We start from the raw sequence: 15,726 nt of genomic DNA, 5'->3' as shown, positions 1-15,726 counted from the left end.
CGTCTGTCCACCCCAACAATCGTTTCCACATCTAAAACACATTTATAGATCAATGAAAATCCTCCTCTTAGGCGAGTACAGCAATGTTCATAACACGCTGGCAATGGGTTTGCGCGCACTTGGACATCGAGTGACTGTGGTCTCAAATGGCGACTTTTGGAAGAATTATCCACGTGACATTGATGTGAGCCGACCAACGGGACGATTGGGAGGTGTGCGCCTCTTGGCAAAGATATACGCTCTTTTACCACGTTTGAGAGGCTATGATGTGGTGCAATTCATCAACCCTATCTTCTTTGAACTGCGTGCCGAACGCCTCTTCCACATCTTTCGTTACCTCAAAAAGCACAACAGAAAACTCTTTCTGGGGGCTTTCGGCATGGATTACTATTGGGTGCATACCTGTTCAACGACGATGCCCTTGCGGTATAGCGACTTCAATTTCGGTACGAAACTGCGCCAGAATGAAGAGGCAGTAAGCGAGCGGAAGGATTGGATTGGCACTGAGAAGGAACGCTTGAACCGCCTGATGGCAGCGGAATGTGACGGTATTATCACTGGACTCTACGAATACTGGTGTTGCTATCAGCCGTTTTTTTCCACAAAGACAACCTTTATTCCCTTTCCAATCGTTGTGGGGGACGAACCGAAGATAGCCCCTGAACCACCAAAACAATTAAATCTCTTTATCGGAATCAGTCGTAACCGGTCAGTGTATAAAGGCACGGATATCATGTTGCGAGCGGCTGAGAAGGTGAAAGCTGACTATCCCGATCGATTGAATCTAAAGGTTGTTACGGGCTTACCCTTCGATGAGTATGTGCGGACGATGCGTGGTTCTGATGCTATCATGGACCAACTCTACAGCTATACTCCATCAATGAATCCACTTGAAGCGATGGCACATGGCATTATATGTATTGGTGGGGGCGAACCCGAACACTATGCTCTTCTACACGAGACAACGCTCCGCCCGATTATTAATGTCCTCCCCTCGTATGAGAGTTGTGTGTCAGCTCTCACACACCTTGTCACCCATCTCGATCAAATCCCAGCCCTTCGTCACCAGAGTTACGCCTATGTTCGCAAGCACCATGACCATATCAAGGTAGCACGGGAGTATGTGGCGGTGTATGAGAGGGCTCTCAATACTTGATTCGGAAGTAGTCCAAGAGCTTTAATTGTGTGCCCAGATGGCTCATACTTATTAGCAAATTGCTTCACTGATATGTACCCCATACGCTGCTATCGACAAACTTTTAGATGTGAATTAGGCTACAAATACTGTGTTTTTTGCCGATACCGGCAAGGAAAGGGGGCGTTTCCTTTAATTCAAAATTCAAAGTTCACAATTCAAAATTGTGATTAGGTAGAGTTGACGAGTGGACGGGTTAACGAGTTAACAAGTTGTTTGTTCTGTGGGAAACAATACTATCTACTCCCCTCTCCACGAATTGGGAGAGAGAGTGAACACAACCATCTGCTAACAAAGAGGGCGTTTCCTTGATGTGAAGGAAGCCTCTCTTCGATGCGACGAAACGCCCTCTTCATATTGAAGAAGGCGTTTCTTTAATTAAAGATAATGCCAACCTGTAGGGACAGACGCCCTCGTCTGTCCGCCAGAACACAACCAGCGAAAGCCTCCCCAAGCCCCTCAAAAGGAGAAGATGTTGCCTGACGGGATGACACATAGGGGTAAATGGGCGGACAGACGAGGGCGTCTGTCCCTACATTGTGGTGCTCTATTCCACAGAACAAATAACTTGTTTACTTGTCAACCAGTCAACTCGTCAACTCGAACTAATCACAATTTTGAATTGCACGTGGGCGTCTGCTCTTTTCGTCCCTTTCGTTTCTTTTTTCCTTTCTGACATCAAAAAAGATACGAAAAAAGACTTTCATATAAAAAAATTAACCTATCTTTGGGGCGTTAGATATAATACTTCTGGGTTATAAATCATTGTTATTTGACACCAAAAAGCTATGATAATGCTTGCAAACAAAGGGTTTGATGAGTAATTGTTAATCTATATGGTCTCATGGAAATAACATGTTTGAACACCTTTAATAACACTTAGAAACAAAAGAAGACTTAATTTATTAAATACTTATGAATAGAAAGCTACTCCTGTGTTTGGGCATGCTCTTCCTTTGTATTAGCATGACTTTGGCACAAACCAAGATTACGGGTACGGTGGTGGCAGCCGATGATAACGAACCAGTTATTGGTGCAACTGTCACTGTGGTGGGTGCTAAGATGGCTACAGTCACCGATGTTGACGGTAAGTTCTCATTGACTACTGACGTCGCAAACCCACAAGTGACAGTGGCGTACATCGGTATGGTGTCGCAGACACTAAAGGCTTCCACGGACATGCACGTAGTATTGAAATCGAATGCAACAACCCTCAATGAGGTGGTTGTGACAGGTCTTACTCGCACCGACCGCCGCCTCTTCACGGGTGCTACCGATAAGTTGGATGCCGACAAAGCGCGCCTCAATGGTGTGGCAGACATCAGTCGCTCGCTTGAGGGACAGGCTGCCGGTGTATCAGTGCAGAACGTTAGCGGCACCTTTGGAACATCACCTAAAATACGCATTCGTGGTGCTACGTCCATCTATGGAAGTAGTAAACCGCTGTGGGTTGTGGATGGTGTTATCATGGAAGATGCGGCTAATGTGGGTGCTGACGATTTAGCTTCTGGTAATCCCGAGACGCTCATCTCTTCGGCAATCGCTGGTTTGAATGCCGACGATATAGAGAGTTTCCAAATCTTAAAGGACGGTTCCGCAACCTCTATCTATGGTGCTCGTGCGATGGCAGGTGTCATCGTTGTAACCACAAAGAAGGGTAAGCAGGGGCAGTCGCACATTAGTTATACGGGCGAGTTCACCACTCGCTTGGTGCCATCCTACAGCAATTTCGACATCTTAGATTCGAAGGAGCAGATGGGTATCTATCGTGAATTGGCGGACAAGGGATGGCTGAATCTCTCGGAAGTGCTCAATGGTAGCGAGTATGGTGTATATGGAAAAATGTATGAGCTCATCAATCATTACGATCGTACAACGGGGCAGTTTGCATTGGAGAATACGCCCGAAGCACGCAATCGTTATCTACAACGAGCAGAGTTCCGAAACACCAACTGGTTCAAAGAACTATTCTCTTCGAACATCATGCAGACCCATTCTGTGAGCTTCAGTGGCGGTACGCAGCGTTCAAACTACTATGCTTCGTTCAGCGCGCTACTTGATCCTGGATGGTACAAGCAGAGTAGTGTGAATCGTTATACACTCAACGTCAATCTCACGCAGCACCTCACTGATAAGCTCTCATTGAACCTTATCGGTGGAGCAGCTTATCGCAAGCAGCGTGCGCCAGGTACTCTTGGACAGGATGTAGACGTTGTGGGCGGTGAAGTGAAGCGTGATTTCGACATCAATCCATACTCTTATGCGAGCAACACATCACGTGTTTTGGATCCAAATGAGTATTACGTGGCAAACTATGCACCGTTTAATATCTTCCACGAGTTGGACAATAACTACATAGACTTGCATACTCTTGATGCGAGATTCCAGTTAGAATTGAAGTATAAACCTATCCATGACCTTGAGTTGTCAGTGTTAGGTGCATTCAAATACATGACATCTACGCAGGAACATAACATTAAGGACGATTCCAACCAAGCACTGGCTTATCGTGCAATGGGCAATGGTATCATCCGAGATGGCAATAAGTACTTGTACAAAGACCCATCGAATCCAAACAAACTACCGCAGACCGTGTTGCCATACGGCGGTCTTTACCATAAGGGGGACAACCGAATGAGCGACTACGACTTGCGTGCTACGGCTAATTATAACCACACTTTCGCTGATAAACACATAGTGAACTTGTTCGGAGGAATGGAGCTTAAGAGCATTGAAAGACAGCGTAATGCATCTGAAGGAGTGGGTTTGCGCTACAATGCGGGTATGGTTCCTTTCTACGTATATGAGTACTTTAAGCGCGCAATAGAGGCTGGCAACACCTATTACACCATAGTCCCAACCAATTCACGTAGCGTTGCTTTCTATAGCAATGCCACGTATAGTTACATGGGAAAATACGTCTTTAACGGTACTTTGCGATACGAAGGTTCTAACCAAATGGGACGTGATACGAAGGCAAGATGGATGCCTACATGGAACGTGTCGGGCGCTTGGAACGTGCATGAAGAGAGTTGGTTCAATAAGTTATCACCATTGAATAAACTTACGCTGCGTGCTTCTTATAGCCTTACGGGTACTCCCCCAGATGCCTCTTACAGCAATTCAACCGCCATCATAACGGCTTCTAATCCCTTTAGACTATTCTCCGAAGACCAAGAACCACAGCTTGAAATAAGCGAATTAGCCAATGCCAACCTCACATACGAGAAGAAGAACGAGTTGAACTTGGGCTTTGATGCATCGCTGTGGAATAATCGACTCGGTATCACGATGGACTATTATACACGCAAGAACTTCGATGAGATCGGTCCAATGGTTACTGCCGGGCTGGGCGGACAGATAATTCGTGCAGCCAACGTAGCCTCTATGAACTCAAGTGGTGTTGAGTTAAGTCTATCGTTAGTAGGCGTTAGGAACAAGTATTTCACATGGTCTACGAACTTCATCTATTCGTATGCTAAGACCAAGATCACTAAGCTCTTCAACCAAGGGAATGTAATGAGCTTAGTCAGTGGAAACGGCTTCGCTAAGCGCGGCTATCCTGCTCGTGCGTTGTTCTCAATACCCTTTGTGGGCATAAACGACGAGGGTATGCCTATGGTGCGCAATGAGAAAGGAGAGGTAACAACCGATGATATCAACTTCCAAGAGCGTACCCAGACCGACTTCCTCAAGTATGAAGGACCGACAGACCCGCCTCACACGGGTTCACTTGGCAACCTCTTCACGTATAAGGGCTTCACACTTAACGTCTTCGTTACCTATGCTTTCGGTAACGTTGTACGCCTCGATCCTAAGTTCCGAGGGCGTTATAATGATTTAGTCTCTATGACTAACGACTTCAAGAATCGCTGGATGAAACCTGGCGATGAGGTTGTTACGAATGTTCCAGGTATATTGTCAAAGAGCCAGTATATGGCAAATACGAATGTGCGTATGGGTTACAACGCTTATAACTATAGTGATGTACGCATTGCAAAGGGCGACTTTATTCGCATGAAGGAGATTTCCCTCGGTTATAACCTACCAGCACAATGGTTCAAGAATAGCGTTATTCAGAACCTTTCTCTCAAACTCCAAGCCACTAATCTCTTCTTGCTTTATGCTGACAAGAGACTCAATGGGCAGGATCCAGAGTTCTATAACGTGGGTGGTGTGGCGTCACCAATGCCAAAGCAATTCACCCTTACTGTAAAAGTTGGACTTTAAAACTTATGAAGATGAACGTCAATAAATATATAATGTGCCTGTCGCTTGCGTCCGCTGCACTTGCCTTTACATCGTGCAACGACTTCTTGGACAAGTATCCCGATAGTCGTATGGACTTGAAGACACCCTCTGAATCGAGCCAACTACTCGTCAGTGCTTATCCGCAAGGACACCCTGCTTACCTCTTGGAGATGTACTCTGACAATACAGATGAGCAGTTGCACAGCACTTGGAGTGCCTTCGATCGCTTTCAAGAGCAGGCTTATCAATGGAAAGACATTGATGAGGTAAGCAATCCCGAGACGCCCCATCAGTTGTGGGAAGCGCATTACGCCGCTATCTCAACATGCAATGAAACGCTTGATCACATCGATAAGGTAAAGGACAAAGAGGCTTATGATGCGCAGAAGGGAGAGGCTTTGTTATGTCGTGCCTTCGCTATGTTCCAGTTGTCAACAGTATTCTGTCAGGCTTATGACAAGACCACTGCGCAGAACAACTTGGGCTTGCCTTATCCTAAGCAACCCGAACGAGTCGTGGGCAGACTCATGGAGCGTGGCACCTTGGCAGAGCTTTACAAGAATATAGAAAACGACTTGGTGGAAGGCATGAAACTTGTTGGAACGAAGTATGCTAAGCCTAAATTCCACTTCACTAAGCAGGCTGCTTATGCTTTCGCAACCCGTTTCTATCTTTATGCACAGCAATACGACAAGGCGGTGGAGTATGCTAATAAGGTGTTAGGAGACCACCCTGAGGACATACTACGCAACTGGGCAGAGTGGAACAGACTGGGTCCCAGTGGCAACGTGCAGCCTTATGACTTCATAAAAGCAAGTAAGAACGCCAACATCATGCTGCTTCCTGCACCTTCACAGTGGGGTGTTATCAGTATTCCAATACTTGCTGGTAGCAAGTACGCACACGGAGAGTTGATCAGTAAGAACGAGACTTTGCAGGCTGCCGGACCATGGGGTAACAGCGGAACAGACCTTAACTACACCGTTACCTATAATAATGGTGTATCGAAATACGCCTTGCGTAAGATTCCATACATGGCTAAGGTCATTGATACACAGGCTGAAATAGGTATTCCCTATGGTGAGTTTGCAGTCTTCACAACCGATATCACCCTCCTTGAACGCGCCGAGGCTTATGCCCTCTTAGGTCAGTATGACAAGGCAGTAGCCGATATCAACAGTGAACTGGCAGCCTTTTCGAAGCGTCATGTGGTCTTGACTCTGAACCAGATAAAGGATTTCTACAACACGTTGGCATATTACACTCCATCGCAGCCAACGCCTAAGAAGGAGCTACACCCACTGTTCACTATTGAGCAGACAACGCAAGAGCCCCTCTTACAATGTATATTGCAACTGCGTCGATTGGTGACCATTCACGAGGGTTTCCGCCTACAAGATGTGAAGCGATATGGCATTACGATATACAGACGAAAGGTCGACGTGCAATCGAATGTCACGGCTATCACCGATACGATGAAGGCTGGCGATCCACGTTTAGCCATCCAGTTACCGCAAGACGTGATAACTGCTGGCATTACTCCTAACCCACGTAATAAATAAAAGGAGACCTATTTATGAAAAGAAATATTCTATTGGCTGCTATCGTAATAGCCTGCGGAACCATGGTTCTCACGGCTTGCAACGATGATAAAGTGGGCGGTGATTCCATCTTCCCAACCACTGCCTTGAAGCGAAACAAGTTCGATCAATGGCTGTATAACAACTATACTATGCCTTATAACATCGAGTTCCAATACCGCTTGAAGACGGAAGAAACCGATAAAGCCTACAACTTCGTGCCTGCCGATTCAGCAAAGACTGCCAAGTTAGCTATCATCACTAAGTACATGTGGTTCGATGCTTACGCCGAGACAGTGGGCTTGGATTTCGTCAAAGAGAACGTTCCGCGCATTATTGTTGCAGTAGGTATTCCGGGCTACACACGCTATCGCACGGAGGTAGTAGGTAGTGCAGAAGGTGGTTACAAGGTGACATTAAGTAAGGTGAATGCCCTTACTGACGACCTATTAAAGGACTACGGCAGTATGACGGGGTTCTATTTCCACACCATGCACCACGAGTTTATGCATATTCTGAACCAAAAGAAACCTTACGATGAGTCGTTTGATGACATCTCACGTGCCGATTATGTCAGTGGCAACTGGACATCAGTACCAGAGAAGCAAGCCTACTCACAGGGTTTTGTCTCACCTTATTCAATGGAGAATCCAGCAGAGGATATTGCCGAGCTGTACTCTATCTACGTTACAAGTACGCCTCAGGAATGGAATAAAATCTTGCAGATTGCAGGTCCAAAGGGTACGAGTATCATCAATCGGAAGCTCAAGATGGTGCGTGAATACATGCGTAATTCATGGGATGCAGACATTGATTTGCTCCGTAATGCTATCCTTCGTCGTGGTTCAAAGATAGCTACGCTCAACTTGGAAAGCCTGGAATAAGAGCGATAAAAGAGGATTCTTGGGAATGTAAAAAGAGTAAGAAGTAAAAGCGTAAAGCCTTAGCAATCTTGCTATTGACTCTCATTTCCTTAACTCCCTTAACCTCTTTAATTCCAAAGAAAGCCTCCCCTCGAATGGAAGAGAGCCTCCCTTCACATCAAGGAGACGCCCTCTTCGCATCAAAGAGACGCCTTCTTCAAATTGAGGAAACACCTTCTTCGAATCAGCGACGTGCCACCCTTCACATCAACAACGTGCCACCTGTAGGGACAGACGCCCTCGTCTGTCCGCACAAGGGAACATGATCGACCATGACGCAAGGGATTTCTGGCGGACAGACGAGGGCGTCTGTCCCTACACCGAGGCATCATTAGGATAAGAAAGAACCACCCCAACTGACTTCCGTGAGGCACTCCTCCCCTTGGGGGAGGCTGGGTGGGGTTTCCATCCGAGGGCGTCTGTCCCTACACCGAGGCATCATTAGGATAAGAAAGAACCACCCTAACTGGCTTCCGTTAGGCACTCCTCCCCTTGGGGGAGGCTGGGTGGGATTTCCATCCGAGGCATTCCTCTCCAACTTTAAACGCATTTGAAACAACGAAATAAACGAAAGAAGAAAATGAAAAAACTATGTTTTCTATTCTTAACCATCGTGTTGGGACTGTCTTTGCAGTCGTGTTTACATGATGATAAGACACTCTTCGACCAGCCAGCAGCCGAGCGTATCGACAAGAGTGTATCGGATTATACCCAGCTATTGGAGTCCTCCGAAGGTGGCTGGATGTTACATTATTATGCTGGAAAAAACTATAGTTATGGTGGTTACACGCTCTTGTTGAAGTTCAAGAATGGGCATGTAACGGCTATGGGCGACGTGCAAGATCCCGAGGAACAGGCTACTTCTGGATACGAGGTAGTCAAGGATCAAGGTCCGATGTTGTCCTTCAATGAGTATAACAAGGTGATCCATCCACTTGCAGAACCATGGTTGGGCAACCCCGATGGAGTGCAAGGTGACTATGAATTTAGCATTCTTCGTGCTACAAACGATAGTATCTACTTGCGTGGAAGGAAGTGGAAAAACGAGATGGTACTCACTCGCTTGCCTAAAGACGTTAGCTGGGAAGAGATGATGATGGGCATTATCACCGTCAAAGATGGGATGAATGTCAATACCTACGACTGCTTCCTTGGCACCGACTCAATCGGTCAGTGCAACCTCGACGGATCGACCCGTCGCTTCACAATGACTATAGGTGATAAGACATTGGATATGCCTTATTGCACTACACCAACAGGTATTTCGCTACGCGAACCATTGATATTCAATGGTAAGAAATACCAAAACTTCACATGGAATGAAGATTCGCGTTCGCTCCAAGAGGGCGATTTACGCATCGTTCAATTCCTACCGAAAAACCATAAGGACATCGACTTCTGGATTGGTACTTGGCGTCTGAAGACCAGCTTGAGGAAGAAGATTACGCTCACACTAAGCATGGGTTCGGTGGCAAACACACTAAAGGGAAAGTTGCAGATAGGTAGTATCCAGTATGAGATCTTACTAACATATAACCCCGCAACAGGCAAACTTGAGCTGCCCGGGCAACCTGTTACTGACCCCACATATACCTATCCTGCAGGTATAGTTCTTATACCGGGATCGAAGCAGGAGGGCAAACTCTTCGGTGAAGGAAAGGGTAGTTTACTCTTCACATGGGACGAGGATATGCAGCGCGCAACGGCTGAAGACAGTGGACAAATCACTGGTCATGCTGTCGATTCGTTCTTTGGTGTGGCTTACGGAGAGGACTTGTCGCCTATTATGAAGCCTGATGGCAGTTACACCTATGCGTTTACTCTGCCGGGAATAGAGTACATGACGAAAATAAATTGATACTGATTATGAACAAATATATCTATATCTTCATAGCTGCCGTATCGGTCTTCTTCGGTGCAGCATGCAGTAGTGACAATGATTTACCAGCGTATGCAACGGGGCTGAAGGTGGTGAAAGCAGAGACAGACTTCGGTGTGCTCGGTGAGACCAAAGAGGTGATTATGAGTAAAGAACCTGCTCGTGCCTATGCACTCGATACGTGGCTTACGGTGTCGAAAACGGCAGAGAAACTATCACTGACGGCTCAACCGAATACGAGCGAACAGTCGCGTAATACGTTGCTGGTGGTTAAGAACGAGCAAGGAGACTCTATCACACTGAATATCCAACAGGAGGGTGTGACCTTCGGGTTGCCTACTGGCGAGGATATCTATGCTGGAGATGAGGCTGTCGAACGCTCTTTGATAGCCACTTCTAACGTCCCCGTGGAATACAATGGGACGGCAGATTGGATCAAGGTAGGCAATACGAATGGGAAAATAAACGTCAAGGTCGAAGCCAATACGACGGGGCGTCCACGCGTAGGGTGGGTTACTGCCAAGGCAATAGGGCTTGTTGACTCATTGAAAGTGGTACAGGCTTCGCTCAACGATGTGGTTGGCGATTATGTGCAAACGGCTAAAATGCGCCTTCCAAGTCGTGACTTAGCAGAGAAGACGTCGTCTGTTCGCATTGAGGCAACGGGTACGAACAAGGCAAACTTCATCGTTGACAATCAATACAAGTGGGAGGTTAGCTTCACACCAGGCAAAGGCTTTGAGATGATGAATGGTAAGATTGTTGGTAAGAAAGAGGTTGTTCCAGGCGTATATGAGTACCTCATCACCGTAATCGTGGCTGACGACTTCAGTAAGGAGCATGAGACTGCCATCAACGGAACGAAGGAGAGCATCCTTCTCACGTTCGATAACAAGGGTAATCTCGTGTTCCGTGAGGCACAGAAGTTAGCTTCCGAACAGACCTTCTCATCCTATGGTTGGAACCGATTCACCGATACGAAGCCTGTTATGGGTGCTTTCCGTGGAATCGGAGAGGTGTATGTTAATCCGAAGTTAACACGTAGATAAATGCAACTTTAAATTCTATCATGATATAGAAAAGGGTGTTTTCACCCTGACTCCGCCCTTGCATGTGAATGTAGGGGCGGAGTTTTTGTTATCAAGAAAAGCCTCACCTTTAATTCAAAATTCAAAGTTCACAATTCAAAATTATGATTAGTTCGAGTTGACGAGTGATTAGCTCTGTTGTTGAAAAGCATTAATAAGTTCTTTGCTGGGGCATTTTTAACACGGAATACACGGATAGCACGAAGCCGCAAGGCGACACAGAGTTCCTAAAGGAACATGGGAATGAAACCCCTCCCAGCCTCCCCCAAGGGGAGGAGTGCCTAACGGGAGCGAGTTAGGGGAGACTCTTGTTTAATTCAAAATGCAAAGTTCAAAATTCAAAATTATGATTAGTTCTGTTGTTGAAAAGCATCAATAAGTTCTTTGCTAAGGTATTTTTAACACAGAATACACGGATGGCACGAAGCCTGAAGGTGACACAGAGTTCCTAAAGGAACATGGGAATCCACGGAAGCAGACGCCCTTGTCTAATTCAAAATTCAAAGTTCAAAATTCAAAATTGTGATTAGGTAGAGTTGACGAGTGGATAGTTGACGAGTTAACAAGTTGTTTGTTCTGTTGGAAACAATGGAGAACCTGTAGGGACAGACGCCCTCGTCTGTCCGCCTTTACACTTCCTTTGGGCATCCCGTTAGGCAACATCCCCTCCTTCGGAGGGGCTTGGGGAGGCTGTTATTTGCTGTGATTTGGCGGACAGACGAGGGCGTCTGTCCCCACAGGTTAGTATTATCATTAATTAAAGGAACGCCCTTCTCAATTTGAAGAGGGCGTTTCCTTGCAATGAAAAGGGCGTTTCTTCGATGTGAAGAAACGCCCTCTTTGTTTTGCAAAAACACAACTAACGAAAGCCTCCCCAAGCCCCTCCGAAGGAGGGGATGTGCCTAACGGGATGACAAGAGGGAGCGTAAAGGCGGACAGACGAGGGCGTCTGTCCCTACTTGTGACCTCCCTTTCGTATGCAAATGGTGCTATTTACTCCCCTCTCCATTCGGAGAGGGGGCGGGGGTGAGGCTGTAGAGGAGCCGCATTGAGGCTTTCCTTTTACTTCAAACAAATCTTTGTAGCCTTATTGCCTACACGCACAACGTATGTGCCGGGAGCCAATGAGATGTGGAGATCAGCGGTTGCGGCCTTGGCACGATAGATGGTTTTGCCATCAATGGAGTAAACAGCTACAGGGCTGTTCTCGCCTCCTACGATGTTAATACCACCTGCAACGAACTGAATCTTGACGTCTTCATTGGTCTTCACTGCGTCAATGCCTGTTGGAGTAAACTTAACGTAATCAGTGCTAAGAACGGCTTTTGGGAAGGCAGGATTCGTCATTACGCATACGAGGTTATTAATAGCCTTATCCAGTTTCAGTGTAGTGACACCATTCTCAAGTGTGTATGATTCGTTGAGTTCCAGCTCTTCGCCATCAAGCTTGCCATCCCTAACTTGTATCTTACCAACGAACCAACGGAAGGTAGTTGGCTCTCCGCCAGCTGTCACCTCAGAGCTGAGATCAACCTTACCATTGACACATTCAACCTTAATTGGGTCCTGAAGGTTGTACGAGTATCTGTTATAACGCTGCTTCTTGGATAGTCCTTTCGTTACTTTCTCATTAGCCGGAGGCATCGTAGAGAAGCGTAGACGGTTACCAACAAGGTTGAGGATCTTCAACTCTGGGTTCTGTGCATAAGGTACAGAAACCTTTGTCAACCTGTTAGTCGTTAGGTACAACTGATCCAACTTAGGCAACTTTGACAAGTCGATAGACTCCAGTTTGTTCACACTCAGGTCTAAGTTCCACAAGATTGGGTTATCGAGGACAATGCTTGTCAAGCTGTTGTTTGAGATCATAGCATTCTCTAACTTCTTTGCAGGAGAGAGGTCAATGGATGTGATCTTATTGTCAGCTAATGTGAGGAAGGACAAGTTTGGATACTTAGACACATCAAAGTTAGCGAGCTTATTACCGCTTAGATTGAGCTGAGTAATATACTGTCCGTCGGCCGGGAGCTTAACACTTTCCAAGCCTGTATTCGATAGCGTGATAGCGTGTGTACGCCCCAGTTTAGAGAGATCAGCGTTCTCCATCTGTACATTTGATACACTGAAGACTGAAAGCTCATCGGTTGGGTTGGCAACAAGCACACGTACTCTGGCTCCTTCCTTAGACTTAGCACGGAAGCGGGTGTAGGTGTTCTTTAGTGTATATTGATAGACATTATTATCGCCACTCCACTCGAAATAAACCGAAGTACCTGCTACTGGACTTGCCAAAGAGAGCTCTACACTATCGGTCTGGTTGACTGTTGTGAACTCTGCCAATACGTTTGTTGGCATTGGGATAGGCGTTGTTGAGGTTGTTCTGAACACATTGACACCCTTGAAATCAGGGTATGCCTCGTGTGTCATCTCACAATAGATACGCCCCGTACTGGTGTTCTTGAACTTAGAAGAACCCTTGTTGATGGTATAGTCTGTGCCCTCTATAAGAGCCTGATTATTCAGTTTCTTCCATACGAACTGAGTAACTTTTCCGTTCTTGGTTACATATTGTTCGGATAGGTCGATACCAGGGGAAGCAGTAGAGATCTCCAATGGGTTCTGTGGAGCATATAGGAATTTGCCCTGCCCGAGACCGAGATAATCAGGCATAGTAGCCAATGTGAAGAAGTTACCACGGATGTCCAATGTCTTCAATGGAGCATTAGCAGGAACGTAGAACCTCGACAACTGGTTATAAGAAATATTCAGATTCTCAAGCAACTCACTATGGTTCAGCAGCATGGTGTTGAACTGGTTGTGTGAAGCATCAAATGAGCGGAGGTTGTCGGCATTGTTTACTCCGAGCTTAACGAGGTTGTTGTAACTTACATCAAGATGACGAACAACAGTGATGTTGTTATACTCGATCGTCTCCAACTTGTTGTGACTAAGGTTGATGTCAGTCAATATACTCTTATCGAAGTAAGCAGAAGGTCCCTTCAAGCTCACCTTTCTCATGTTGTTATAAGAGAGGTCTAACGTCTCGAGCTTGTTGTTATATCCAAGCCCAACAGAGTCTAAGTCGGCATGAATCAAAGCGAGGTGACGGAGTTGAGGGAGGTTATCGAGGTCAATCTTAGACATCTTCACGCCATCAGTTCCTAATGCTGTGATCTGCTTATCCTGTGGTACATAAACCGTAACAACGTTTGATCCGGTAAGAGTTCCTTTAACATTAACGCCCGTAGGAAGCTCGTCTACAATGATTCTCTCAACCTTCGTGCCATCACCAAAGTCGATCTTCACCTTTACAGGAGCTGCTGCCGTAGCATCCTTCACACCAATCGCCATCTTGATGGCAGAGCCTTGGGCGTTGCCAGTAACAAATGAGAAAGCCTTGTCGTCCTGCCCAAATTCAGCTGTAGTCTTTACTCGGAAGTTCGCAGTGCGTAGTGAGTAATCCTTCAAGACAGAGTTCTCATACTGGATAAAGACTTCACCTTCAACCGCACGTTTCAGTGTTAACTTACCATTGTTATAGTCGTAATACTCGGCAGAGAGCTTCTCTGGCTTCGTTGGGTCATCCTTTGGCACACGATAGAGCACGCCATTTGTGGTTGAATTAGGACGATTGACACGACTGGAAAGGTCGACAACAGAACCGACACTATAGGTTGGGTTCACTTCAAGATCATTCTGTTCGTGATAATACTCGAACCAGTTTTTAGGTTGAGGGAGCGTTACGAAGTCAAGATAGTTATAACGAACATTCACGCTATAGAGCTTTGTGTTCTTTGTTAAATCAAGGCTTCTTAGCTTGTTACGAGCACATGAGAAGGTGAAGAGTTCAGGGTTTCTTGTGAGGTTGAGATTGGTTAGATTGTTACCATCACAATAGAAGATCGTAAGTAGCGGACACCTTGTTACATCAATGTTATCAAACTTGATGTCTGTATTAACGCTACCCGATGAATGAGAGGCATATAACTGCTTGATCTTTCCACTACGGCTGAGATCAAGGTTCTTAATGCGTGAGTCGCTGACATTCAGCACCTCCAAAAGAGGGTTCTTGCTAAGATTTACAGAAGAGACCGAGGTCATGTCCAAGCTCAAACGGCGTAGATTCTCACATCCTGTAGGGTCGCAAGAAGTCAGACTAAGTGTGTGATAAGCATCGAAAGATACTAACTTCGGGAAGTTCTTTAGTGTGAAACTTGGCGAGATATGCCCTATCTGCGTTACTTCCAACACCTGAAGGTTAGGCAAACGACCAATCATCAACGGTGTTGCAGCTGTGAAGGGGTTGTCCTCCAAATAGATTACTTGCAACTTCTGGAGCTTATTAATGTTCAAAGCCTGCAACGAGTTATGTTCGAGGTTGAGAATCTTTAAGCCCAACTGATCGCTGAACTTGATTTGATCAATCTCTTGACCAGAAGCATTGAAATAGTCGATCTTGCTTGCATCACCATAGATCTTGACCCAGCCTTTATCGTCTACTTGCACAGAAACAGGTGAACCTTTCACAGCAACTTCACCCTGTTCTGTAGTCGTCAAGTTGGCTATTCCGACCTCAGCTTCTTCCTCTCCGTTACCGCCATCAACGCTAAGTGTGGTATTCTCGGTGGCTCCGAGAGATAGATAAACCATTGGAGTGGTACCAGCACTCTTAGCCTTTGCATACACATTAGTATGGAAGGAGATGATAGGCTCGCCCTCTTGTGCATGCACAACGAGCGGACTTAACAGCATTACCACCAATCCTATAAGGAATGATGATAGGTAGGTAAACTTTTTATTCATATTCATT

General features: G+C 46.1%; 8 protein-coding genes. 7 read left to right on the top strand and 1 reads right to left on the bottom strand.

The genetic code is table 11. The features are described from left to right. Positions 1-52: 52 nt before the first annotated feature. The 7 genes from D464_RS0105295 (at position 53) to D464_RS0105270 (ending at position 10,877) form a co-directional block, all read left to right on the top strand. Entirely contained in the window at positions 53-1,156 is a 1,104-nt protein-coding gene (locus D464_RS0105295; protein WP_018910477.1) for a glycosyltransferase family protein, read from the top strand. 954 nt (positions 1,157-2,110) lie between these two features. Then, on the top strand, positions 2,111-5,425 hold the full coding sequence (locus D464_RS0105290; protein ID WP_026284644.1) for a SusC/RagA family TonB-linked outer membrane protein: 3,315 nt from the start codon (positions 2,111-2,113) through the stop codon (positions 5,423-5,425). A gap of 11 nt (positions 5,426-5,436) precedes the next feature. Continuing rightward, entirely contained in the window at positions 5,437-7,008 is a 1,572-nt protein-coding gene (locus D464_RS0105285; protein ID WP_024985920.1) for a RagB/SusD family nutrient uptake outer membrane protein, read from the top strand. A 14-nt stretch (positions 7,009-7,022) separates the two neighbouring features. Then, complete coding sequence (locus tag D464_RS0105280) at positions 7,023-7,910, top strand: zinc-binding metallopeptidase (protein ID WP_018910474.1); 888 nt, start codon at positions 7,023-7,025, stop codon at positions 7,908-7,910. A 134-nt stretch (positions 7,911-8,044) separates the two neighbouring features. Then, positions 8,045-8,215, top strand: a complete 171-nt coding sequence (locus D464_RS13835; RefSeq protein ID WP_018910473.1) for a hypothetical protein — start codon at positions 8,045-8,047, stop codon at positions 8,213-8,215. 314 nt (positions 8,216-8,529) lie between these two features. Continuing rightward, positions 8,530-9,807, top strand: coding sequence for a DUF4302 domain-containing protein (locus D464_RS0105275; RefSeq protein ID WP_018910472.1), 1,278 nt, complete (start codon positions 8,530-8,532; stop codon positions 9,805-9,807). Positions 9,808-9,815: 8 nt separating this feature from the next. Then, complete coding sequence (locus D464_RS0105270; protein ID WP_024985995.1) at positions 9,816-10,877, top strand: BACON domain-containing protein; 1,062 nt, start codon at positions 9,816-9,818, stop codon at positions 10,875-10,877. Positions 10,878-11,978: 1,101 nt separating this feature from the next. On the opposite strand, the gene D464_RS0105265 is transcribed toward D464_RS0105270, so the two are convergent. Then, entirely contained in the window at positions 11,979-15,725 is a 3,747-nt protein-coding gene (locus D464_RS0105265) for a leucine-rich repeat domain-containing protein (protein ID WP_018910470.1), read from the bottom strand. Position 15,726: the final 1 nt, after the last annotated feature.

This window comes from Prevotella veroralis DSM 19559 = JCM 6290 (assembly GCF_000377625.1).
GTDB lineage: Bacteria > Bacteroidota > Bacteroidia > Bacteroidales > Bacteroidaceae > Prevotella > Prevotella veroralis.
Note: the sequence above shows the minus strand (reverse complement) of the source record. Positions and strands in the feature narration are given on the sequence as shown.